This is a genomic window from Serratia aquatilis (genome assembly GCF_044865145.1).
GTDB lineage: Bacteria > Pseudomonadota > Gammaproteobacteria > Enterobacterales > Enterobacteriaceae > Chania > Chania aquatilis.
The window spans coordinates 3075168-3096604 of the sequence record NZ_CP173186.1 but is presented as its reverse complement, the minus strand read 5'-3'; the positions used below and the strand labels follow the sequence as shown (position 1 = coordinate 3096604).

Annotated in this window: 27 protein-coding genes; 21 read left to right on the top strand and 6 right to left on the bottom strand. The window is 45.9% G+C overall.

Features of this window, described 5'->3' with window-relative positions; genetic code table 11:
- Positions 1-9: 9 nt before the first annotated feature.
- The 8 genes from SAQUA_RS14040 to SAQUA_RS14005 all read left to right on the top strand — a co-directional run bounded on the left by SAQUA_RS14040 (position 10) and on the right by SAQUA_RS14005 (position 4194).
- Positions 10-333 carry a hypothetical protein gene (locus tag SAQUA_RS14040; protein ID WP_404413003.1) on the top strand — a complete coding sequence of 108 codons (324 nt, stop codon included), beginning with the start codon at positions 10-12 and terminating at the stop codon, positions 331-333.
- An 80-nt stretch (positions 334-413) separates the two neighbouring features.
- Positions 414-815 (top strand): DUF4054 domain-containing protein, encoded by a 402-nt coding sequence (locus tag SAQUA_RS14035; RefSeq protein WP_380675932.1) that lies wholly within the window; start codon positions 414-416, stop codon positions 813-815.
- Entirely contained in the window at positions 812-1279 is a 468-nt protein-coding gene (locus SAQUA_RS14030) for a hypothetical protein (RefSeq protein ID WP_380675930.1), read from the top strand. The genes SAQUA_RS14035 and SAQUA_RS14030 overlap by 4 nt, the downstream gene beginning before the upstream one ends.
- A 2-nt stretch (positions 1280-1281) precedes the next feature.
- Entirely contained in the window at positions 1282-1701 is a 420-nt protein-coding gene (locus SAQUA_RS14025) for a hypothetical protein (RefSeq protein ID WP_380675928.1), read from the top strand.
- The gene (locus tag SAQUA_RS14020; protein WP_380675926.1) at positions 1701-2237 is read left to right on the top strand and encodes an LIC_12616 family protein; all 537 of its coding nucleotides are present in this window, start codon (positions 1701-1703) and stop codon (positions 2235-2237) included. The genes SAQUA_RS14025 and SAQUA_RS14020 overlap by 1 nt, the downstream gene beginning before the upstream one ends.
- 16 nt (positions 2238-2253) lie before the next feature.
- A complete protein-coding gene (locus SAQUA_RS14015) occupies positions 2254-3477 on the top strand; it encodes a DUF3383 family protein (RefSeq protein WP_380675924.1) in 1224 nt (407 codons plus the stop codon).
- Positions 3478-3481: 4 nt separating this feature from the next.
- Positions 3482-3886 carry a hypothetical protein gene (locus tag SAQUA_RS14010; RefSeq protein ID WP_380675922.1) on the top strand — a complete coding sequence of 135 codons (405 nt, stop codon included), beginning with the start codon at positions 3482-3484 and terminating at the stop codon, positions 3884-3886.
- On the top strand, positions 3886-4194 hold the full coding sequence (locus SAQUA_RS14005; protein WP_380675920.1) for a hypothetical protein: 309 nt from the start codon (positions 3886-3888) through the stop codon (positions 4192-4194). Before SAQUA_RS14010 ends, SAQUA_RS14005 begins: the two co-directional genes overlap by 1 nt.
- Here SAQUA_RS14005 and SAQUA_RS14000 read toward each other — a convergent pair.
- Complete coding sequence (locus SAQUA_RS14000; protein WP_380675918.1) at positions 4191-4487, bottom strand: hypothetical protein; 297 nt, start codon at positions 4485-4487, stop codon at positions 4191-4193. The genes SAQUA_RS14005 and SAQUA_RS14000 overlap by 4 nt on opposite strands.
- A gap of 86 nt (positions 4488-4573) precedes the next feature.
- Here SAQUA_RS14000 and SAQUA_RS13995 point away from each other — a divergent pair, with 86 nt between their 5' ends.
- From SAQUA_RS13995 to SAQUA_RS13940, 12 genes are all read left to right on the top strand, one after another.
- A complete protein-coding gene (locus SAQUA_RS13995) occupies positions 4574-4972 on the top strand; it encodes a phage tail assembly chaperone (RefSeq protein WP_380675916.1) in 399 nt (132 codons plus the stop codon).
- A gap of 339 nt (positions 4973-5311) precedes the next feature.
- Positions 5312-5731: a hypothetical protein gene (locus SAQUA_RS13990; RefSeq protein WP_380675914.1), complete on the top strand. Its 420-nt coding sequence runs from the start codon at positions 5312-5314 to the stop codon at positions 5729-5731.
- A gap of 49 nt (positions 5732-5780) precedes the next feature.
- Positions 5781-7445, top strand: coding sequence for a lysozyme (locus tag SAQUA_RS13985; RefSeq protein ID WP_380675912.1), 1665 nt, complete (start codon positions 5781-5783; stop codon positions 7443-7445).
- On the top strand, positions 7445-8152 hold the full coding sequence (locus SAQUA_RS13980; protein ID WP_380675910.1) for a phage baseplate protein: 708 nt from the start codon (positions 7445-7447) through the stop codon (positions 8150-8152). Before SAQUA_RS13985 ends, SAQUA_RS13980 begins: the two co-directional genes overlap by 1 nt.
- The gene (locus SAQUA_RS13975; RefSeq protein ID WP_380675908.1) at positions 8106-8447 is read left to right on the top strand and encodes a phage baseplate plug protein; all 342 of its coding nucleotides are present in this window, start codon (positions 8106-8108) and stop codon (positions 8445-8447) included. The genes SAQUA_RS13980 and SAQUA_RS13975 overlap by 47 nt, the downstream gene beginning before the upstream one ends.
- Positions 8386-9324: a hypothetical protein gene (locus SAQUA_RS13970; RefSeq protein ID WP_380675906.1), complete on the top strand. Its 939-nt coding sequence runs from the start codon at positions 8386-8388 to the stop codon at positions 9322-9324. Before SAQUA_RS13975 ends, SAQUA_RS13970 begins: the two co-directional genes overlap by 62 nt.
- A 67-nt stretch (positions 9325-9391) precedes the next feature.
- Positions 9392-9928, top strand: coding sequence for a Gp138 family membrane-puncturing spike protein (locus SAQUA_RS13965; RefSeq protein WP_380675904.1), 537 nt, complete (start codon positions 9392-9394; stop codon positions 9926-9928).
- 40 nt (positions 9929-9968) lie between these two features.
- The gene (locus tag SAQUA_RS13960) at positions 9969-10319 is read left to right on the top strand and encodes a hypothetical protein (RefSeq protein WP_380675902.1); all 351 of its coding nucleotides are present in this window, start codon (positions 9969-9971) and stop codon (positions 10317-10319) included.
- Positions 10319-11524, top strand: a complete 1206-nt coding sequence (locus SAQUA_RS13955; protein WP_380675900.1) for a baseplate J/gp47 family protein — start codon at positions 10319-10321, stop codon at positions 11522-11524. Before SAQUA_RS13960 ends, SAQUA_RS13955 begins: the two co-directional genes overlap by 1 nt.
- Entirely contained in the window at positions 11517-12371 is an 855-nt protein-coding gene (locus tag SAQUA_RS13950; protein ID WP_380675898.1) for a DUF2612 domain-containing protein, read from the top strand. Before SAQUA_RS13955 ends, SAQUA_RS13950 begins: the two co-directional genes overlap by 8 nt.
- A gap of 129 nt (positions 12372-12500) precedes the next feature.
- Positions 12501-15074, top strand: a complete 2574-nt coding sequence (locus tag SAQUA_RS13945) for an Ig-like domain-containing protein (RefSeq protein ID WP_380675896.1) — start codon at positions 12501-12503, stop codon at positions 15072-15074.
- A 121-nt stretch (positions 15075-15195) separates the two neighbouring features.
- Complete coding sequence (locus SAQUA_RS13940) at positions 15196-15387, top strand: hypothetical protein (RefSeq protein WP_380675894.1); 192 nt, start codon at positions 15196-15198, stop codon at positions 15385-15387.
- A 193-nt stretch (positions 15388-15580) separates the two neighbouring features.
- Here SAQUA_RS13940 and SAQUA_RS13935 read toward each other — a convergent pair whose 3' ends face one another.
- From SAQUA_RS13935 to SAQUA_RS13920, 4 genes are all read right to left on the bottom strand, one after another.
- Positions 15581-16243, bottom strand: coding sequence for a hypothetical protein (locus SAQUA_RS13935; protein ID WP_380675892.1), 663 nt, complete (start codon positions 16241-16243; stop codon positions 15581-15583).
- 143 nt (positions 16244-16386) lie between these two features.
- A complete protein-coding gene (locus SAQUA_RS13930) occupies positions 16387-17202 on the bottom strand; it encodes a hypothetical protein (protein ID WP_380675890.1) in 816 nt (271 codons plus the stop codon).
- 781 nt (positions 17203-17983) lie between these two features.
- Positions 17984-18223, bottom strand: a complete 240-nt coding sequence (locus SAQUA_RS13925) for a hypothetical protein (RefSeq protein ID WP_380675888.1) — start codon at positions 18221-18223, stop codon at positions 17984-17986.
- A 432-nt stretch (positions 18224-18655) separates the two neighbouring features.
- A complete protein-coding gene (locus tag SAQUA_RS13920; protein WP_380675886.1) occupies positions 18656-19561 on the bottom strand; it encodes a hypothetical protein in 906 nt (301 codons plus the stop codon).
- A 174-nt stretch (positions 19562-19735) separates the two neighbouring features.
- Between SAQUA_RS13920 and SAQUA_RS13915 the strand changes: the two genes are divergently transcribed.
- Positions 19736-19966 carry a hypothetical protein gene (locus SAQUA_RS13915; RefSeq protein ID WP_380675884.1) on the top strand — a complete coding sequence of 77 codons (231 nt, stop codon included), beginning with the start codon at positions 19736-19738 and terminating at the stop codon, positions 19964-19966.
- Positions 19967-20425: 459 nt separating this feature from the next.
- Here the strand turns inward: SAQUA_RS13915 and SAQUA_RS13910 are convergent, their stop codons facing one another.
- Positions 20426-21211, bottom strand: a complete 786-nt coding sequence (locus SAQUA_RS13910; protein ID WP_380675882.1) for a MipA/OmpV family protein — start codon at positions 21209-21211, stop codon at positions 20426-20428.
- Positions 21212-21437 lie beyond the last annotated feature (226 nt).

The window sequence follows — 21437 nt, the reverse complement described above, 5'->3', positions numbered from 1 at the left end:
GCTGAACTGATGAACTGGACCAACGCGCCGATTGTCGTCACCGATAAGCACGGGGAGCGCCACACCATCCCCTCGCTGGCGACCGCAACGGTCGAGGGAGATTTTACGCATCACCCGTATGTGAAAACCGGGGACTTGTCGCTGGACGGGCAAGTGGTGATCCCGGTAACACCGGCCACATCCCAACAGGATGAGATGCAACAGCTCCGCACCCGTTTTCAGTCCATTTTCGGCAGACATGCGCCACCAGCAGCGAAAGCCGAGACGTTGCGCCAGCGTATTGAAGAATGGCAAGAGCAAAATGAAAACCCGCAGGATGATGCTGAGGAATAACCCGCTTTTGTACCAACACCGAACCCGTCCACCGTGGCGGGTTTTTCTTTGGAGGGTGCATGGAAATCAATGCACAGATCATGGCTGATTTTCGGGCCTATTACCCCGAATTTAAGGACACCACGACGTGGCCCGATCCCGAGGTCACGTTAGCGTTGGAAGAGGGCGATTCCGAAACCGGCAAACGTTGGCAGGGATACAACGATCGCCCCGCGTCGATAAAAAAGCGCGGCATGTTTGCCTTTGCCGCTCACACCCTGGTCATGCGCCGTCGGGCGCAAGGTGAAGATGGCGAGGGGGGCGATGCCGGAGCTGCCTACGCGATTTCGGCCAAATCGGTCGGGGATGAGTCAACGTCCTACGCGGTACCGTCAACCTCGATGGAGGAACAGACGATCAATGGCGATCTGCCGTTAACGCGATACGGCGTTGAATTTCTGCGGTTGCGCCGCCGTGCCGGTACAGGAGCGATGATGGTATGAAAATCCGAACGGAAGTCAGAGGCGGTAATAAAGTCGCTCAGGCGCTACGCCGTATTCAATCACGTGTGATGGCGCGTCGGCGCGTGCTGGTTGGCATACCGTCTGGGGCCGGTGTTTACGAGGATGGGGTACCGATTGCCGTGATTGCCGCGGTACAGGAATTTGGTTCTGCTGATGGCCGCATTCCCGAGCGTTCGTTTTTGCGCGTTCCCCTGCGCCGTAATCAAGACAACATCAAGAAAGCGTTCCGTGTGCTTTCTGCTCGCGTGGTGCGTGATGAAATCACTGCGTTTCAAATGCTCGATCAGATTGGTGCCCGCGCTGCCGGGTACTGCAAAGAAGCTATCGAAACCGGTATTCCCCCGGCAAATGCCCCCTCGACGATAAAACGCAAAGGCTCGGCTACCCCGCTGATTGACCGGGGGATTTTAAAAGAAGCCATCACGCATATCGTGGAGGATTAGCGATGTTTGGTAATGCCTTAGACATGCGCGGCCACGTTGATTCGACATTCAACTCCGCGATCCCGGGCGGTGTGCGGTTAATCCGCCCGGCAGCAGGCGGTTTTACGGGGGAGGGGGGCGTTTGGGAGGAAGGTCAGCCGTCAATCGTCGAACTGCCTCTCGTCAATATTCAACCGGCCAAATGGAAAGACCTTCAATTTCTCATCGGCCAGGGAGGAACGGCAAACCCACAGGATGTGCGTTCAGTACATATCAATGATGGGATCCATTACCTGTACCCGGACGATGCCGGGAAGTTTAGCGACATGCTGGAGTTCTCAGACGGTCAGACCCTGCGGCGCTGGCGGGTGATCAGTTGTGATAACCGCCCGTGGCGTAACTTCTGCCGGGCGCTGGTTGAGCGCTATCGCGGGGAGGGGTAATGCAGAATATTGACGAGCTTAACCCCCTCTTTCGGCAACTGGTTTCGCTTGCCTCGGGGGTGATGCCTGAGCACGTCATTTTGGCCGATCAGGGCCGTTCTACCGAGTTGTTTGGCCTTGAATTGTACGCGACATACAACCCGATACCGATACGCGCCTACGGGCAGACCCGGCACGTTCGGGAAGTTGTCGCAGCGGTTGAGCCGACAGAACCCACCCTGGGCGATGATTGGACCGATTTTAGTGAAAGCGCCTGTACCGCGATGGAGTTCATGCTGTCGGTGAATTTCTTCAATGCCGGTGCCAGCAACGCCGCCATGAAGCTACAAAACGCCAATTTTCGCGCGCCAATCAGTGAATACCTTTTCCTTAACCAAATCGCCTGGCGGTATGCCAGCGCACCGCGCTATCTGAGCGCTCAATGGCAAGCAGGGATCCAACCCCGCTACCAAACGGATATTCAACTTTTCGTCGAACACGCTGTGCCATACAACGTACTGCGTGCGGCTGGGGTGGATATCCTCACACATGAATAACAGGAGATAGCGCACGATGGCCTATCCAGTTGATGACATTATCCCAATCAATTTGATCCTTACTTCGGCAGGTCTTGGCTATGCCAATTTCTCAAGCGCCTTCATATTCGCTGATGCCAGCGATCTGGCGAGTGGAAGCCCCGAGACCGAAAAGGGCAAGACCCCTGTTAAGGCGGGGGCAAGCAAGATTCGAACAGCAGCAAACGGGTTTCTGCCTGACACCTATCGTGACTATGGCGATCTGGACGAGTTACGCGAAGATTTTGACGTTGCCAGCGATGTTTACCTGATTGCAAAACGGTACTTCGCGCAAATACCACGTCCTCCGCAGATTTCCGTGTGGATGAAAAATCCCAAGGATGGGGCCATTGAGGTGACGGCCAGCAAGGCGAATGAGGCCGTTTGGCGTTACCACTATTTCTTCAAAAATAGCGACTTGAAAGACAGTACCGCATTAACCGCGCTCAGTGATTGGTGCGATGCAACAGAACATCCTGTCTGGTTCACCTCCAGCGACGACAAAGCCCTCGATCCTCAAGCTGTTGATGCCTTGGCGATGCTGGCTAAAAAAGGGAATCGCCATATGTTCGGCGGTTACAAAGCAAAATCATCCATCGAAACCGATCCGTCGCAGGCGTATGCCATGGTGCAGTTGGCTGCGGCGTTTCACAAATTCCGGCCGGTGGGTACCAACACCTCGATCACCGGGGAATATCAGGTTTTGCCGGGGATTACGGGTGATGATCTAAAAACTGCTGGCTATAACGCGCTCAAGGCCAAAAAAGCGGTTTTCTTTACCCAGATCGAACTCGCGGGTCAGTTTGATAACAGCCGCGTGATTAACAGCCGTTCAATGTCATCTTACGACGAGTTTATCGACGACGTGGTGAATCTGGATGTGTTGAAAAACCACCTGCAGGTCGATGGCTATAACTACATTGCGAATGTCGGCACCAAGCGCGGTCTGACAACTCGTGAGTACGGTGGGCTGCTGGATACATTAGGTAAGACCTGCAAGCGGTTTTACGACAATGGTGTGCTCGGCATGGGGGCGTATACCGACAGCAAAGACGGGTTAGAAAAGCTGGCTCGGTTTGGTTTTGTCATTCGCTCCAAACCAGAAGATCTCCTGCGACTTTCCCCTGCCCAGCGTAGAAAGCGGGTATTCCCGCCTACAGACATTCTGGTGATCCTTTCCCGAGCCGGACATGTCGCTGAAATTAACGTTACCGTGGAGTGATTAAATGACAATGCACAGGTACGGTGCCGATGGTGCCAATTTAACCGTTTTTGGTATTCCACTGGACGAGTTTGGTGATACCGACCCACCGATCACCATTGAAGATCTGGAACCCCGCGCCGCGCTGAAACGTGGCATTGGGGCAACATCCGTTCGTCTTGATAACAAGACCCGCGCCAAGCGCCTGACCGTGAATCTGCTTCCCGGCTCCGTGCAGGTGCGGCAACTGATCGCTGCCGAAAAATCGGGTATCGATGCCACATTCACGTTTTATCAAAGCGGTACGGATGAGTATTTCGCCGGGTTCGATGGCGTGATGGTCAACCGTGGCCCTGCGACGCGTGCGGGGAAAAGTAGCGTCTCGGATGAGCAATTTATCTTTGAATTTGCCGATAGTGAGGAAACCTGATGAAACAGCTGAAAATTCACACTGTTAAATTTCAAGACGGGATTTATATTCACACTGAAAAGACGGATGGCTTCTGGATGTTTCTTGGTGAAAAGATTGGGTGGGGGTATTTCACACCGCAATATCACAGCCCTGAGTTATCGCCTGAGGGGTGCGAATTGTGCCTTACTGAAATCCGCGCCTTCTCGGAGGGGGAACCCGATTCGACAAGAAAAATTGTCGACCAGTTTTGGGATCTGGAAGCGGCGCTTGCTCTTGAGGCTCGCGCCGGTATTTATGCTGATAAATATCAGGTTAATCAAATCTAGCACTTATGGTGAGTCAGTTGGTCAAGAACTGCCTGAGCACCGAAGCGTTTGATTCCTTCAAACCCTTCTTTTGTCAAAACAGGATAGAACCGCTTAGGACTACCATCAATTGGGAACGTCTCGACAGTTATTAAAAGCCGACGACTGGCAAGATATGAAACTGCATCATTATATTGCTGCTCATCCCCAGCAATTTCGATGCCTTTCTTGCGGTTTTCCATATGCTGATTAATACCATGTGTTTCAAAGAGAGATTGTAGAATTTTCGCGTAAATTTCTTTGCTGTTATCCATTTAATGCTCCTTGTTTATTGCATCCGGCATGGCCTTGCCGGCCCATAAACAATGGAATATCACCACAGTAAATACAAGGAATGACAATGGCCCGTAATATTGAAATAGATATTAATCACGTTATCTACTGCGGCGTTACCGCTCCGGCAAAAGACCAGGTGGAGATGTTGCAAATCGCCTCACGCAGCGGATTGCTACCTGCAATTTCCGATACGGTGACCAAGATGGGATTGGTTGCTAGTCTGGCGGCGGTAGATGCCACCAGCTTTAACCGATTGAAGGTGTTGTGCCTGACGAACGGCAAGATCGTCCGTCAGAGTGATAATGTGCCTGTTGCAGAAAACCTGTTTCAGGACGATGCACATAACTTTCTGATGCTGATAGGGAGGGTATTGAAAGAGAATATCGGCCCTTTCTGGCAACTCAGCAGCAGCGAAGGGGCAGACGAAGGTCCCAACAGCGAAGCAGTACAGGCTCAAAAGTAAACTGGTTTTTGTGGCGTCCTTGTGCCGGTGCCGGGCAAATATGCCCGCCGCTGGCTGCATGGTCTGACATGCTTGATGGCACGTATAGCCTTGAGGATGTTCAGGCCATGCACGACGTTATGGATGAAGTGATCGAGGCTGTTGAGATTGCCCGGAACAATAAATAATAACAATACGTTTTAATTTATATATTGTGATTTTTAAGTGTGAAACTATAAGTTTATAAATGGTTTCTGATTGTTATTGATATTCCGAGGTAGTGGTGATTAGTTGGTTAATAATGACTCAATGGATAATGGGTGGTAAGATGTTGTCATTTTTATAAAGGGAGCTATATTGATGAATAGAGTGGTGAATTTATTGATTATTATAGCAGTATTATATTGCGGGTATAAAGTAATTGAATCAAAAAATAATAATGACATCCTCTTGGGGGTTGCGGGGAAAAATGACGTCTGCCTCATGGATAAAATAGAAGTGACATATATTGATTTTAAACGATTTTCAATTTATGAAAATGGACCGAAGTCGTGGCGTGGTTCAGCATCTATAAAAAACAAATGCAGAGACTCTATTGGTGTACAGATTAGGCAGGTGGCTGTTGATAAAAATGGAAACCCAATCTCTGTTGAAAATTATTGGCCAGCAAGTATAAATAACATTCCGCCTGGGAGGTATGACTTTTCATTAAAGCCTATTCCATATGATGAAAGAATTGTTAATTTCATTGTGACTCCAGAGTCAATAAGAAAATGGTAAAAATACACTAAACCGCTTCGGCGGTTTTTATATAATTTAAGGTGAAAAAATGTCAGCAGAGACAATAGATTCGCTGTTGGTTTCGCTTGGTCTAGAGACTGATGCAAAAAGTTTTCAGAAAGCCAATGATGCGATTAAAGGAGTAAAAGATACTGTATTGCAGCTCGGGGCAGCCTCAGGAACAGCATTGTCTTTTAATGCGTTAACTGCTGGTGTTGCTAAAACCACTCTGGAAATGAGCCGTCTGTCGAAAAATACAGGCTTTACGATAAGACAGATTGACGGCTTGCGGTCTGTGATGAACTCATTGGATATTGAAGCTGACAGTGCCTTTGGGATTGTGCAGAAAATATTTAATCTGCAAGAGCAAGCAAAATTTGGTGAGTTAGGAGATAGGGCTTATTGGAGCGGTATTTTTGACCCGCAGAAATTTGCTGGCATGAAAGATAAGATGGAGGCGCTAAAATACTTAGTTGCATCCTATGAAAAGATGGATGCTTCCCAAAAAAGAATTTTTCGTAGTGGGATGCCTGAGGGGGATGATTCCCCACTGGTACGCACTATGGAAATGGGGATAGGTAAGTTAAATGAAAGGCTTGAGAAATTTTATTCCCTTCCTGGGTCTGGGGTGATAGATCAAGGTCTTTTGGATAGTTCGCAGAAATTTAATGATGAGCTAGGCACCCTCAAAAGTAACTTTGAGCTACTGGGGCGGAGCATGGCTAAAGACTTGCTTCCACCAGTAAATGCACTATTAAAGGCGGTGAACGGTTTTGCAAAAGAGCACCCCGATGCAGCTAAGTATGGTCTTTACGCGGCGGGTGCTGGGGGGAGCTATGCTGGTTGGAAGTTATTGCAAAGATTCTTGCCAGGTACCGGTAATGGCGCTGGAACGTCTGGTTCTAGCTGGATTTCAAGGTTTTTGATGAACCCTGTCACAATCTCAGCCGCAAGTGTGTTTACGCCGGGTAATATTTTTACCAGTGCTGAAGATGCACGATCAATGAGTAATCCTGAAGCATTAAGGCGTAGAAATTGGGCTCTAAACAATCCTGGTGTTCCTTACCCTCGAAACGATATGTCACCTCAATCATTGTATAGCGGCAATGCACCCAGAGGGATAAGAAACAATAATCCTGGTAATTTAAATTTTGCTGGACAGTCTGGGGCTTCTTTAGAAAATGGACCAAACGCAAGATTTGCGAAATTTGAAACTATGGAACAAGGTATTGCTGCATTACATAGGCAGATTGGGCTTTATCTGGCGCGGGGGGAAAATACTCTTTCGGACATTGTAAATACTTATGCTCCGGCATCCGATAGTAACGATGTTCAAGCCTATATTTCTTCACTATCTAATGCCACTGGGCTTGGTGCTTTTGATAGAATTAATCCTGATGATAGCGAGACTTTAATTAGGTTAGTTAAGGGGATTATCGATTATGAAAATGGTACTGGATATGTATCACTTGCTGACGTTGCGGGTGGAGTGAACTCTGGTCCCGATTTGTCTAATTATCAATATCTATCATCTACTCCCCCTAATCCTATTTTACGTAATAATACCAATAGTGGAACAGTTATCCAACAAACCAACCACAATACTATTAATGCGAATGGTGTTGATGCTGAAGAGGTAATCAGGCGCATGGATGAAAGAAACACATTAAGCTTAAACTATGCATTATCATTAACTAAAACGGATAACTACTGATGGCTATCACAGGGTTGTTCACTCGTAATCGTCCTAAAATCGGTAATCTCTATTTTGATGCAACTTTGCGTGAAACGTCAGAATTGCATACCGATGTGAGCGAATTCCCATTAGAGACAGCAGAAACAGCACATGACAATGCTGTGACTCGCCCATTGTCACTGACTATGACGATCGGTGTGTCTGACAACTGGTATCGGGAATTGATGGCGCAACAGGAGGATAGTTTGGCGGGGTTGTTGGGGGTGGGTGCCAACATCACTACCGGCATTGCAGCATCAATTTTAGGTGGACGCGGGGCGATGTTAGCGGGCATTGGTGCCAGTATTGCCACGAACTTCTATTCCGGTGGTCAATCAACGTCTTCACGGTCACAGAATTTGCTTGAGCAACTGAGGGAACTTCAACGCTCACATACCCCGTTTGAGCTGGTATCGAGTCGCGGTTCTACCTATAAAAACTGTCTGATTACTAACACCCGTACTGAAAACAGCAAAGAAACGGAAGGGGGTATGGAAATAGTCGTGGATCTGCTGCAGCTGACGATCATTCACGACACCGTAGCAGAGACAAATGCCAATTTGCCGTATGGCGATACCGCCGCTACGCAGGCACAGAAAGAGGTATCCCACGGCGAAGTTGTTGTTCAGGAGGTAAAAGGTGAATCTTACCCACTCGGCAGACCGCATCACCCCCCAAGTATATAAAATCATCCCCTTGAATAGTGGCGCAGCTGTGCAGCGATTTCGTGTGCAATTGGGGGATCGGCTGTTGATCTTTCGTCTGCGTTGGTTGACTCGTTACGGCTACTTTTGTGCAGATATTTTCGAAGGGGAGATACCAATTACTCTCGGGAGAGCGCTTCACCCAGGGGTTGATTTATTGGCTGGACTGAACACCACTATTGGTCGATTAGTCCTTGAAGGAGAAAGTCCGAACGTTGACACGTTGGGAGCAAGCAACCGTCTTATTTGGTACTCAAGCAATGAGCAGGTTATTTAATCGAAATTATGAGTTGATTGTTACTGCCAGTAATGGGGAAATCTTAATATATCGCCCTCCTATGGAGATGAAGTTTTCGATTACTAATTATCCAAATAACACATTAGCCATTTCCCAGATATCCATTTATGGGATTTCAGCACGGGCTAGAGATGTAATTCAAATCAGAGGTGAAAATGGAAAGGGTTACGGAAAAGTAACGCTTAAGGCCGGGTATGGTGACGATCTGGGTGTAATATTTGATGGAAGAATTAACTCCGTCCAGGTAGCAAAGGACGGTGTAAGTACCTATATAAGTCTGTTTTGCAGTAACATTACATCATCATGGGATAATGCCTCATTTCAGGCGTGGGGCGAAGGAACGCCTTACATTGAGGTATTGCGAGACTTAGCGGCTAATTTTGGTTTGCCTGTCGAGGTGGTTGGGGATTTTTCGGACCTACCTAGGTTACCCGTCGGTTGTAATGGTGGTGGCCAGTTATGTCGCGACCTTCTTAATAGTCTGAAACAACACTTTCGTTTTGATTGGATGATTACCCCATCAAAAACCATTTTGAGCCGTCACGGGATAGCCAGAGAAGGGATTTCATATGAACTTTCCTCTATGAATGGTATGGCGGGGGTTCCCAGATGGTATACCGACTCAATGGAAGTTGATATTAAACTCAATTATCGAATACAGCCCTTAGATATCGTTAATATATTGTCTGATTTTTGGACTTTGAATTTTAGCGGCGCGTATTTTACCGACCTAAACGACCTTGCACATATGCAATTAAAAACAGGTAAATTTAATGTGTTAAAAACTCGCCATGAAGGGGCATTAAGCGGTGATATATGGAACACGACAGTAATTTGCCAATGGCGGGGAAAATAAAGTGATTGACGACAATCCATATCTTACACTTTTAAACAATATACGTGAAAGCATGATGCGCGGGGTAATGATTGGACTCCCTGGGCAAATTGTCGCATATGACGATTCTTTGCAGCGTGCTGTGGTTGAGTGTGGGATCCAACGACATGTTGGCAAAGGGGAATATAAAACACTACCAAAAATCTCGCACGTCCCCGTTCAGTTTTCAGGATCCACTGACTGGACAGTTTTCCATGAGTTGCCAGCCGGTACCGAAGGTTTTATTCACTTCAGCCAACGCGCAGTGGATTACTGGCTTGAACAAGGCGGTCCCGTCCAGCCATTAGATGCGCGGATGTTCAACGCCAGCGATGCATTTTTTGCACCAGGCTACCGTTCGATGAAAACGGTCATCCCCGGTCTGCCTACCGATGGTATCGGCATGAGTAACGCCAGCGGGACTGTGCGGCTTCATCTCAATGATGAAGGCATAGAGTTGAAGGTTGGGGGGCAGCGGTTGTCGCTGTCCTCTGATGGACTACGGCACAACGGCGTGAATATTGGCAGCGATCACCGACATGGTGGTGTTCGTTCCGGTCCTGATAAGTCAGGAACACCAGAGTAATCATCCGCCCCGGTATCGGGGCGTTTTTTATGGTGAGAACATGATCCGTAATTTTGTGAATGGTGACATTGTGACGAGTGGGGCGCATTTTGCGACGGGCAAGGAAGCCACGCGGCAAGCCGTTATCTGCAATCTTCGCCTGTTTCTGGGGGAATACTTTCTTGATGCCACCAGAGGCACGCCGTGGTTTCAAAGCATTCTCGGGAAAGCTTCACGCGATATTGCCGAGGCTAATGTAAAACAGCGAATAGCGACGACGCCTGGCGTAGTGGGCATAAGCCGGTTTGAAATGACGAATGATGCAAAGGCCCGAAAAATAACGGTGTTTGCGTCATTAGTGGACATCAACAACGAGCAGTTTGATTTTCTGTTCAATGAGGAATTGCCCTGATGGCTGAGATCACAAAAGACGGGGTTACCGGGACCACCCTGAGGGAGTACCTGGATGCCATGCGGCAGACGTATCTGGGTATCGATCAGGGTTGGGACATTAACCCAGAGTCACCAGATGGATTGGCGATCGCTGCGTGGTGTGAAATGCTGGCCAACCTCGATGAAGGTGTAGTGGCTGCATACCATGCTGCAGATCCAAACGCGGCTATGGGGCGAGCGCTGGAAAATATAGCCGCATTTGCCGGGGTTAAACGTCGTAAAGCGTCTTTCTCTACCGCAGTCGTTGAGTTTGTCGGGGATGGTCTGATCGAGGTGCCTGCAAATACGCTCATCCGGCATCGTATCAATGATACTTTGTGGGCAACCGACAGCGCGGTGGTAACCAGCTTGTCCGGGGTAGCGCATGTTGGCGTCACCTGTTTAGCCCCTGGCGCCCAAGGGGCAAACATCGGCACACTGACACGCATCGCCACTCCTGTTCCGGGCATTCGTGCGGTAACAAACCACGAAGTGGCGTCGTTGGGGCTTGATGAGGAAAAAGATAACGCCTTTCGCATCCGGCGAAGTGAGTCGGTAGCGCTGCCGGGCAACAACCAGATCGACAATATGTATGCTGCCCTGGTCAACGTACCGGGAGTTAAGCAGGTAAAAATCTTTGAAAATGTTGAGTCAGTACCCGACGAACACGGCATTTATGGCCACTCAATGGCGCTATTTGTTGATGGCGGCATACCAGAGAACATTGCCACTACCATTGCAACGCATAAGAACCCCGGCTGCGGCCTGAATCGATATAACGCCATCCCAAACAAGGTGACGCTGAATACCTTTACCCCGAATGGCCAGCCGTTCGCAGCGACCTTTTTCCGGCCTGATTACGTTTCTATTTTTGTTCGAGTAGAGATAGCCACCAGCACGCTGACCGAGGACGACAAGCCGAAAATTAAGCAAGCCATTGTGGATTACACCCTGCAAGGGTTCGATGAAACTGCCGGCTTCGCCAAAAAGGGGGTTCGTATTGGTGAACGCTTGGCTGCCGGGCGACTGTATACCCCCGTAAACTATTTTGTCGCCGGTCATGAGTATGTCGCAGGGATCACCATCGGCACAGCGCCAGGTCGCGTAGATAAAGGGGTTATTGATGTGGCCTTTAATCAATTGGGGGTGTTTGATGTTGGGAACATCGAGGTGATTTATGTTTGATCATAAAGCCAAGTTGTTATCTCGGATTTATTGGCAGTACAAGAATGCCCCCAAATTGGTGCAATGGTTACTTATTCTTCCTGATATTGCGCAGGCAAGGCTTGAAGCGCAGATCGAAAAGATTAGGCACATGCTTCATATCGATACTGCCGAAGGGGAACAGCTCAATATCTGTGGAAGGATTGCAGGTTTTAGATCTCGGCCCGTTGGTCGGTTCTATCCATCATGCGAAATAGCCGAAGTTGATGACCACCTTTTTCGTAAGATGATTAAAGCCAAAATCTGCAAGAACAACGGTATTGCGACCATTGATGATGTTAAAGCCGCGGCGGATTACATTTTAGACGTCGATGCCACCATACTCGATGGGCAGGATATGACGATGCGATTAGTGTGGCAGGAGGACCGCGTTAGCGTCGCTGTGCAGCAATTAGTGGCTGATTACGACCTGATCCCAAGGCCCCAAGGCGTAGGGATGAAAAAGCACCGGATCGTCAAATACAAACCGTTTGGCTTTGGTCCCCATAATGCCAACTTCAATCGTGCGCCGTTCTGGTATGGCGATGGGATCCAGCCGATGAAATATTACGGCAAGATTAGCCTGCGCTGGGAGGCAAACACGCTTGTTGGTCAAGTGTCCGTTAATGTCCTTCCGGTAAATGACCTTGATGTGACATTGATTATCACTGACAAAATGGGGAAAACCACGCGGCGTTATGTTGTCACAGATGCCAATGGTGGATTCACTGAGAAAGGGATCAATAACCCTAAAAATATCACGGCAAAAACCCTTCTCGTCACCCTGCATTGCCAAACTTTAGAGCTGACAGGTTCTATCGCGCTTTAACTTTCCGAGCTTAATGAAGGAATGAAATGACGAAATAAAATTGTCGTCAGGCAGGACTGCGCCTATTTCACGCGTGCATTACCTCGATTACGTGAATGTGATTTATTGAAATTAAAGTAGGGAATCTCAATGCAACAAAAATTCTTCCGCATCCCCTTTGCCAGCAACGGGGATAAACAAGCCGTGCCCGATGATAAAAACGCAGAGGGTTACGTGAGCTTCACCGAGGGGTGGGGCGAAGATTACCAAAAGGATATGTTAAGTGATGCCCACGCCAAAGCAGTAGAGCGCAGCGCTATGAACGGGATCCTTAATGCTATTACGCTGGCGCTACGTCAATACCAGACTGATGCATTCCCTGAGTGGATCACGCCTGCGAATAATGGCGGTACTGCATACCCTTATGGCGCAGGTGTTGTTGTACGCCACCGGCAGGGGAACGGTGCCTTTACATCTTACGTCTCGTTGGTCGATAACAATACGGCAGAGCCGGGCAAGGATGCGAATAAGTGGCAGGGGTTTATTTATCGAAAAGCGACCCAGGCAGAAGCCGATGCGGGTAAAAACGACGCGGTGATCATTACGCCGCCAACCTTGCAGCAGTCGATAAAGAAAGCCATTGGGGATGTTACCACCGAACTTGCTCCGTTCCTGTTGCCGGTGGGCATAGTGGTTTCCTGGGGTGGCATCGTGCCACCTGATGGATGGATCGAGGCCAATGGGCAACGGTTTGATATTGCGAAGAACCCAAAACTTTACGCGGTTTATCCCTCTGGGCAGGTTCCAGACCTGCGCGGTAGATTTATTCGTGGCTGGGCACATGGCTCTGCGGAGGACGCCGATAGTGGCCGTGGCATCCTGAGTTTTCAGGAGCGTTCTGATTTGAATCACTACCACCATACCGGGCGGTTTGGTAATAATTGGGGCCCACAGAGTGATGATGGCTATTTCCCGCAACGTGGTGATAGTTGGGATGGTGAGTCGTATTCAGGTCGAGCTATCTGCGGTGACCATCAGGCCATACTCACTGCGCAAATCCCCGAAAGTTTGCAAGGGCCAGCCGCGAGAACGTTTTCTACGAGTAACCCACGTTGGATCGTTTCTGGTGAAACTCCAGTTCAACCAGACCTTAGGCCCAAAAACATTGCGATGATGTTTATTGTCAAAACCGATCAGGCAGACAACATCAAACCCGATCCTACACCAACGAATATCGTAGTAACGCCAGCGTCGCTAAATATTGGGGTTGCCAGTCAAAGGCAATTTACCGCTCAGGTGTTACCTGCCGAACTTGCGCCTAAATTTCCCGTGACGTGGATAAGTACCAATACCGCAGTGGGGACTATTGACAGAAACGGGCTGTTGCGTGCCGTGGGTCCGGGTAATACAGATATTATCGCCAGCGTCAGTTCGGGCCTAAGCGTGCGAGTGACAGTGCGAGTTGATGTGCTGCTAACTTCAATTGCTATGGGGGCGATCCCTGACAAGGTGGCTGGGGACAGTTATTCGCTTTTGGTGAGTAAAACACCGAACACGGCAACCGAGCGCCTTCTGTTTGAATCCAGTGATAACGCGGTGGCGAGTGTTAATGCTGACGGGCAACTTATTGCTGTGGGTGAGGGTTCGGCAACCATCAGCGTTACTGGTGATATTTCGAGGAAAAGTGCCAGTAGGGTAGTAAAAGTGACCGCTGCGCCAGTAGTATCGGATTATCTGGCAATCAAAAATAACCTGTCTGAAATCGCTGCAACGGGTGTAAAAGCGCAGGAAGCGTCACGTGCAAATCTGGGACTCAAGGCACTGGCCATAAAAGACAGCCTGACCGCAGCTGATGTAGGCGCGGTCAATCTTGCGAGTAAACCCTTACCGGCAGGTACGAACCTTAATAGCATCAGCGCACCTGGGCAGTATTTCCAAAATGTGAGCAGCAATGCCACGCTTGCCTTGAATTATCCAACTGCGGTGGCGGGGACATTGGTTGTTTATAAAACAGTTGATGATGCTGGTGGATGCCGACAGGTCTACATGCCTTATAACTCTACTGTGGAGTACCGGCGCTTTGCGTTTGGCAGTCCTCTTACATGGTCACCATGGAGTGACAAAGACGATCCGGATGACCATGGGAGCACGAACGTAGAAGTTGACGGATCTTCACTTGTTGGGAAAGGCACTACTGAAAACCCGCTTGCCGTTAAAATCTCCACGGCTCCCGGCAATGCATTGGTTGTATCAAAAAGTGGCTTGTGGGCAACGAACACTGTCGAATCGCTCACACGCAATGCGGTAGGGTATAGTTTTCCGCTTGAGGTTCCTGACCTAATGGCGGCATTAAATTCGTGCGGCCCCCTGGGTAAAGGTGGATGCTATTTTAGATCGTCTGTGCCTGTTATGGAGGATACCTATAACATCATGGCGACCGTGTATCTTGAGAGCCTGCCATGCCTCGAAGACGGCACACTCGTTTCATACAACACCTGGTGTGGCCCAGTGACTAGATCCGATGGTTCGTATAGAGTTCCGGTGTGGCTTATTTGCCAGACAATCCCAACTCACACATTAAACCTTTCTACAGGGGTAATTGCACCTATTACCCGTCGCAAAGGTGCTTCCGGGCTGCCAAACTATCCTGTTGTTTCTGATGGTGGCAGAGTCAATATAATCAATTACATGGTTCTTCAGTTTTACGGCAAAGTAAAAGCGTGACACATGTTTTTTTGATTAGTTGGTTGGGGGGGACTGGCTGCAGAAATGCTGGGAGCGATATAGGCTAAACATCGAGTATTAATGCATTATGGGTACTTGTGTATGAAAAGGAGAACAGGGAATGAGGCCAGGTATCAGTAAAGAAGAAGTCACACTGTTTCTTGATGATCTCGCCATGCTTTTAGGGGAAGGAATCGACAAGGCAGACGTTTACAACGTGTTACGCATCTTGGAGCTCAGGCGGCAAACGGCAAAGCTGGAGTTTATTAAGCGTTCCTTAGCCGCTTCAAGTCGTGAGGATCCCGCCAGTTGAAATCCTGAAAACTGCCACTACATAGTAAGCGCTGCCCCGTACCGGCTTCGTGATGTTCGTTTAGGGTCGGAGAACATCGGGAGGGGCAGCAAATTGTTTAAGTGTCGCAGTACTAATTAGATGCTATATCGGGAATGATACCCTATACTCATGCTGCATAATATTTTATTTAAAACACTAAGATTCTATGTATTTAAACTTGATATTTTGCAAATTCATCATATGCAATTTGTATTTTTTTATAGTGTTTATCGGTATTGTCAGCTATTAGCTTAATGTCACCTTTAACTATATCAAGATCTTTTTCTTCCCATCGCCACATTAACGTGCTTAAAAAAAGACCAGAAAAACGAATCATGCTATTTGCATCATTTCTTACTGAATCAAAATACGTGTGTATATCTTTTTCTAATTTACCCCTAGCTAATATAGTCATTGATTCTTTATCAATGACTATTTGTTCCCATGCTGACTCTATTTTAGTGAATTGCCTTTCCATCATTTTAATAATGTTCTCATTTAGTGAGTTTTCTTTTATGTATTCACTTTTGTCATTAATCATTTTGATTATATTTCTAGTCCTAGAAGATAACATGGTGAATATTAAAATATTTTCAGTGATTTTTTGCCTTTTATTAAAGATCTCTTCCTGCTCTCTTTTTTTTAACCATTCCCTTGCGCTTTTAACACCCAAGCAAGCAGCTAAAGCCATTATAACATTAGCTATTGCTATAATAATATCTGCGAAACTACCAAATCCAACAATATGATATTTTAAGATGGAATAGAAAATGCTTGAGATGATGAGTAAAACTATGACTAGTAACGTTGCATTTAATTTCACAAGAGAATTCATTATGATTTACACCCCTAAATAATGATATTACATACACTTTACTGGCTCAATAGATTACTAACATAAAATTAAATGCTAATCTGGTATTAGTGTTTTTTAAAACTTAATGTATTGATTTTTGTGAATTATACTTAAATATGTGTTCATTTTAGTATCGTCTCGAGTTCTTGTAATACGTCACAGCAAATATCCACCATACGCTTACTGACAATCGGTTCAGCACCATGAATTATGGAATTTCTTAAAGAAATTAAATCTCTAATTTTATTAAATAATTCTTGATCTATTTTGTTGGCTTGAAGGATTAATCTAGCGAGTCTTATAATTGAAATTCCTCTTTTAGAATGATACTCATATCCTAATTGGGACTGGTGCATCTCGAAATATTCACGGATTATGTTTTCTAATTTATTGTAATTTGTTAGGAAATCTTCAAGAGTACCTTTATCTTCAATATCAGGAGTGGGATCTACTTTTTGCTGGATAGCTTTACTTTCTTTTTCTATTCTTTTTGGTGCGATAACGTCAAAAATAAAATATGCAATTGATAATAAACATACAAAGAAGGATGACTGTGCTATATTCATCAGAATAGTATTAATGGAATTGTGTGTGCTACTTTCTGCAGAAATTACGAGATTAGATATCATTAAAGTAAAAATAGATAGTGCTGTAATAAAAATTAGTATCTTAAAATATCTATCCTTAAGACTTTCAACTGCAACTGTTAAGGTGTTATCTTCAAACTCCTCTCTACTTAGCTCATTTCTGAAAAATATAAAACCGGTCAGAGTTAATCCATAGATACCAGCTAAAACCTGTGCTGAAGTAGAATACAAATAGAGTATTTGCCCCTCGTTAAGACTTACTAATGGACTATTTAACCCTATCAAACTCGTAGCTATCGAACTCGATACGAAAAGTATTAAAGATGTTGATACTACTTTAGCAGGTGTCAAGAGAAAAATCCTTTTCCGAATAAAACCAACCGTCCACTTGTCTACAGCGTAAATTAATCCGTCACAAGCTTCAACTCTTAACAGGAGTTTCTTTGAGATCAACCGCGATACTTGGCTTTAAACCTACAATTGATCTACTATCGGCGACCTTCAGTTATTAAATCAATGCATCTAAGTGATTGTTAAAACTTGTTTTTAAATGATAAAGTCCACTAAGCATGTAATTGTTTCACGTAATATCTCTAGAGGTTGTATCCCTCAACTACACGCAAGCCCTGTTTAGGGATACAGCCTTGAGTAATGATTCAGCGATAAATGATGACCGGTCACGGTAAAGTAAGGTGGTTCTTGCTCAACCCCCCGAAATTTTCCCGAATAAAAACGAAAAAACTTATAACTATATGAATTTTTTGGATTTAAATAGAAGGTATTGGAAGGTGTCTATTTTATGAGATTTTAGTTTAACTAATTAAATATAAATGATTTTCTGTCTTAAAAACTCATAAGGGATTCGTATTCGGTAGTTTACAGTAGTGCACGGCCTAGAATATCTGGATGGTTCCGGGAATGTGAGGCTTGTAGATGAGGGCGATATGTTAGATGGCGGGGTGGTAGAGGTTTTCGGAATCGTCACATACGCGCTCAATGACATGCGTACATGTGAGTTTGATGATCTTGTTGTGTGATGAGCTGGGAGCAATCCCGGCTGTAGTTTTACACCGCTCAGTTTTCAGGCATAAAAAAACCAACCGTAACAGGTTGGTTTCTATGCACAATATTATTAAGCTTCTTCAGATTCAAATTCAGCAATTAATTCTTCAATTTTATTTTTATGCTGCGGATTTGCTTCCAGAAACTCCTCGATAGAGTATGCTGATTCATCACCTTCCCATTTCAAATATGATACCTCAGTAGAGGTTCCCTTTCTTACTTGGTAAGTACCATCCTCGAGCCGATCCAGAAAAATATAGTCCTCATTGTCTCTCCCGGTAACGTGGTTACTGACTTTTTTGCTATTCATATCATTACAACCCCTAAAGTGAGATGTGCGGAGTTAGCATTATACCCAAAATAATTCGAGTTGCTCGTGTGGTGGTCAAAATGTGATTATTTCAATTGTACGATAGGAATATCAGTAGGTTATGGTGGTTGTTGGGTGGTGTCTAGAAGGGGAAAAAACCCACCACAAGTTTCCCTGGTGGTGGGTAAAAAGGGATTGCTATATGAGCTTGTTAAGTTACTACTTGAGGGCCTAACACTTTCTTAGTACTCCTTCCTCCAGTAGGAGTAAGAACACAATTGATCAAAAAATGATCAATATCAATTCTTAATTTATCATAGCGTGATAAGCATCATGTTTTGGCTGGGTAGCTTAGCAGATACAAAGCTGGGGGTAAGATGACGTTCGGCAGGCACAAAAAACCCGGCTCGGTGGCCGGGTTCGTGGTGGAGATCAATGCTTATTTGGAAGTGCTGGTTTTTTTATCGACTCCAATAGCTCGGAGGCGTTACTAAGCTTCTTGTTCCCAAGGTAATTGGGCAATTTTTCCATTGCGTAGTTATCGTGAAGCCATTTTCTGAACACGCCAAGTGCATCAATAGGATAAATCCAGGCGGTTATATACTTATTTGCAGCTGACTGCCTGTAGTTTTCGGGAAACAGATGTTGGTGTTGCACCCTTTCCCCGAATCTCTCGGACAGTCCATTAGCTGACCAATACTTTCCCCAATGAATCCCAACGCTTCCATCCAAAGATGTGGTGTCATCCATAGGGAATCCTCCACCGATCAAGTTCATGGCAATGTCGGCTATCTCTCTGAATACTGCAAAATGAGTTGTTGGTATCTGATCGTTCAGCTTAATCCTTGCTCGATAGTTCTCGAATGAGGTATCTATTGAAGCATTGGGATTGTAATTTGACTTTTCATAAATCATCCGCTTAAGCGTGTACTCAGCCAAGCGAACAAAATTACCTATTGCGACTGATCTATCAAAATTCGTGGCATCTAGAGCGTAATAACGAAGGATGGCCATGCAAACATAGTCAGGATAAGCATGAGTTTCCACGTTTGAGCTATTTAAAACGCGAGTGTAAAGCCTATCGACGTTATGAAGCCCTTTCTCCGCTAAATACGCAGCTACTTTTTGACCTCTGGGTTTATTTTTCTCTGTGTCCCAGTTTGATGTGAACACCCTCAAAGGTGTGTCATCAATGCCGCATAACTTTGCGAGACCGTAGAGAGTTAGGTAAGGAGTTCCATCATTGAGAACGCCCATAGGAATATCATCAGAAACAACCTCTACTACAGGGAAAAGCTGCATTTGGTGCAGGGATCCGTCATTGCTATTAATCGACATATCTTCATGATTTCCTTATTTTTGTTGTAGAGATCTGCTATTTTTATTTCCTACATCTAGATGCGTATAAAGTCTCTTATCGCGGACTCACCCAAACGTCTCTTCCTCCCCCCCCCTAAACCAGCCTCATCTTAGTCTCTATCCCGTAACCGATGAATGGTTACTGATAACACTATGATAGAATGGATCTCTTGCTTCTCATATGCTGGAGTTTTATTCAGTGGTTGCAAATGTCGAGATCGGCGGGAGTTCTGGCGTTCGCCGGTCGCAGTTCCTGCGTTTGCTGTTGACCAGTTGCAGATCGGTGCGTCTATCGATGTACAGATGCGTGCGCTACGTGCAGAACGACACCAGCGGATCGGGTACGAGCGGGAGTTGTTGGCGGCTAATCAGGCATGCAATTAGTGTTTCGGAAGATGCGCCACCTAGGCTTTGTAACTCAATGATTTAATTGTGTACGTTAAATAATCTATGTTCCGATATTTTCCATAACCACATGTTTTTATTGATGTTAACCATGAATTTAAAATCCCTCGGCTTATGGCTGTGCGGGTTCAAGTCCCGCCCCGGGTACCATTACGAAATCAATAGACGTCAACAGACGTCTATTTTTTTGTTTAAAATCAATCGGTTACTCGCTTTTCCCTCATCTTCTACTCTACGTAAGTCAATGCAATTCAACCCACATCAAGTAGCTTGTAAGTATACATTTGAGTATATAAGCTGGTTCTATAATGCTTTGTATACTCACTACAAGCACATGCGAGGACATGGATATGGATAATGGCCCTGACTGACATCAAGCTACAACACCAATTTACGGCTCTTAGGGGATCGCCAGTAACCTTCTACCCCTACTCTAACTCAGAAGGTGTAAATGCCTACTATGTAAGTCTGTAGCGAGGTTTTTTGTTTAACGATAGGACTATCCGCTGATTCGCCGATTAAATGACTTGCACCCAGAAACGAAGATAATGACCACCTTTTATTTATGCCGTATACCCATTCGATGCCTGTATCTATCTGGCCGAAACCGGCTTTAGGTGTGTACTCTTTATATTTAGATTGAATGCTCTGGTCATTGGTAACACCAAAGTAAGTCTGGCTAAATTTCCTATCGAAGTAATAACCTGTGCTTTTAATGCTGACTGCATGTTCGGATAATCTGAGTACAGGAATGGAAACGGATAAGTAGTAATTGGCTCCGTGGTCGCGTTCACTTAGCGTAATATTAGCGCCAGCATGAAAAACGATGTGCTGATATAAGCCAATGCCGACATCCAGTCTGTTAAACACAGAACTCTTGATTTTCCCCATACCTTTCAACTCATCTTCATCTTTGCGTTCTTGTTGATAGTTAAATGTGGTTCCGGCAGAAAGCGTTATACCGTTATCCAGCGGATGAATATAATTGAAACCAACACCTTCGGTGGTGCTGGCAAGAAAACCATTACCGAAGTCGTAGCTGAGATGGATGATCGGGGATGTTTCCAATTTTTCACTTCCCAAGCACTTCGGAGCAACGACAATACCGGTTCCAACAGAAAATACAACGTTGTTTGCCCCTGATTCTGCCAGACAAAAACCCGAAAGGATCAGAAGCGGAAAACTATAACTTAACGCTATTAACAGGCGGATAGAACATTTCATTTTTTAACCTTTTGTTGTGGTAATGTAGGCTTGTATCACAGTAATAGGAGCATGGTTTCTAAGCTCTGGCATTTCAGTGCTGGTTAGCAGACTAGCACTTTAATAATTTGAAAAATGTGGGGAAATTGCACAGAGTTGCACCCGATTGTAGGTTATTGTACGTAAGTGTACTGAATTGCACTGAATTGTATCCAAGGGTTCTATTCTGGTTTTTGGTTTGTATAAT

Excerpts from the sequence above, each read along its gene's own strand:
- SAQUA_RS14040 (WP_404413003.1), top strand. The coding sequence starts at position 10 with ATGAACTGGACCAACGCGCCGATTGTCGTCACCGATAAGCACGGGGAG.
- SAQUA_RS14035 (WP_380675932.1), top strand. The coding sequence starts at position 414 with ATGGCTGATTTTCGGGCCTATTACCCCGAATTTAAGGACACCACGACG.
- SAQUA_RS14030 (WP_380675930.1), top strand. The coding sequence starts at position 812 with ATGAAAATCCGAACGGAAGTCAGAGGCGGTAATAAAGTCGCTCAGGCG.
- SAQUA_RS14025 (WP_380675928.1), top strand. The coding sequence starts at position 1,282 with ATGTTTGGTAATGCCTTAGACATGCGCGGCCACGTTGATTCGACATTC.
- SAQUA_RS14020 (WP_380675926.1), top strand. The coding sequence starts at position 1,701 with ATGCAGAATATTGACGAGCTTAACCCCCTCTTTCGGCAACTGGTTTCG.
- SAQUA_RS14015 (WP_380675924.1), top strand. The coding sequence starts at position 2,254 with ATGGCCTATCCAGTTGATGACATTATCCCAATCAATTTGATCCTTACT.
- SAQUA_RS14010 (WP_380675922.1), top strand. The coding sequence starts at position 3,482 with ATGACAATGCACAGGTACGGTGCCGATGGTGCCAATTTAACCGTTTTT.
- SAQUA_RS14005 (WP_380675920.1), top strand. The coding sequence starts at position 3,886 with ATGAAACAGCTGAAAATTCACACTGTTAAATTTCAAGACGGGATTTAT.
- SAQUA_RS14000 (WP_380675918.1), bottom strand. The coding sequence starts at position 4,487 with ATGGATAACAGCAAAGAAATTTACGCGAAAATTCTACAATCTCTCTTT.
- SAQUA_RS13995 (WP_380675916.1), top strand. The coding sequence starts at position 4,574 with ATGGCCCGTAATATTGAAATAGATATTAATCACGTTATCTACTGCGGC.
- SAQUA_RS13990 (WP_380675914.1), top strand. The coding sequence starts at position 5,312 with ATGAATAGAGTGGTGAATTTATTGATTATTATAGCAGTATTATATTGC.
- SAQUA_RS13985 (WP_380675912.1), top strand. The coding sequence starts at position 5,781 with ATGTCAGCAGAGACAATAGATTCGCTGTTGGTTTCGCTTGGTCTAGAG.
- SAQUA_RS13980 (WP_380675910.1), top strand. The coding sequence starts at position 7,445 with ATGGCTATCACAGGGTTGTTCACTCGTAATCGTCCTAAAATCGGTAAT.
- SAQUA_RS13965 (WP_380675904.1), top strand. The coding sequence starts at position 9,392 with ATGATTGGACTCCCTGGGCAAATTGTCGCATATGACGATTCTTTGCAG.
- SAQUA_RS13960 (WP_380675902.1), top strand. The coding sequence starts at position 9,969 with ATGATCCGTAATTTTGTGAATGGTGACATTGTGACGAGTGGGGCGCAT.
- SAQUA_RS13955 (WP_380675900.1), top strand. The coding sequence starts at position 10,319 with ATGGCTGAGATCACAAAAGACGGGGTTACCGGGACCACCCTGAGGGAG.
- SAQUA_RS13950 (WP_380675898.1), top strand. The coding sequence starts at position 11,517 with ATGTTTGATCATAAAGCCAAGTTGTTATCTCGGATTTATTGGCAGTAC.
- SAQUA_RS13945 (WP_380675896.1), top strand. The coding sequence starts at position 12,501 with ATGCAACAAAAATTCTTCCGCATCCCCTTTGCCAGCAACGGGGATAAA.
- SAQUA_RS13940 (WP_380675894.1), top strand. The coding sequence starts at position 15,196 with ATGAGGCCAGGTATCAGTAAAGAAGAAGTCACACTGTTTCTTGATGAT.
- SAQUA_RS13935 (WP_380675892.1), bottom strand. The coding sequence starts at position 16,243 with ATGAATTCTCTTGTGAAATTAAATGCAACGTTACTAGTCATAGTTTTA.
- SAQUA_RS13925 (WP_380675888.1), bottom strand. The coding sequence starts at position 18,223 with ATGAATAGCAAAAAAGTCAGTAACCACGTTACCGGGAGAGACAATGAG.
- SAQUA_RS13920 (WP_380675886.1), bottom strand. The coding sequence starts at position 19,561 with ATGTCGATTAATAGCAATGACGGATCCCTGCACCAAATGCAGCTTTTC.
- SAQUA_RS13915 (WP_380675884.1), top strand. The coding sequence starts at position 19,736 with ATGATAGAATGGATCTCTTGCTTCTCATATGCTGGAGTTTTATTCAGT.
- SAQUA_RS13910 (WP_380675882.1), bottom strand. The coding sequence starts at position 21,211 with ATGAAATGTTCTATCCGCCTGTTAATAGCGTTAAGTTATAGTTTTCCG.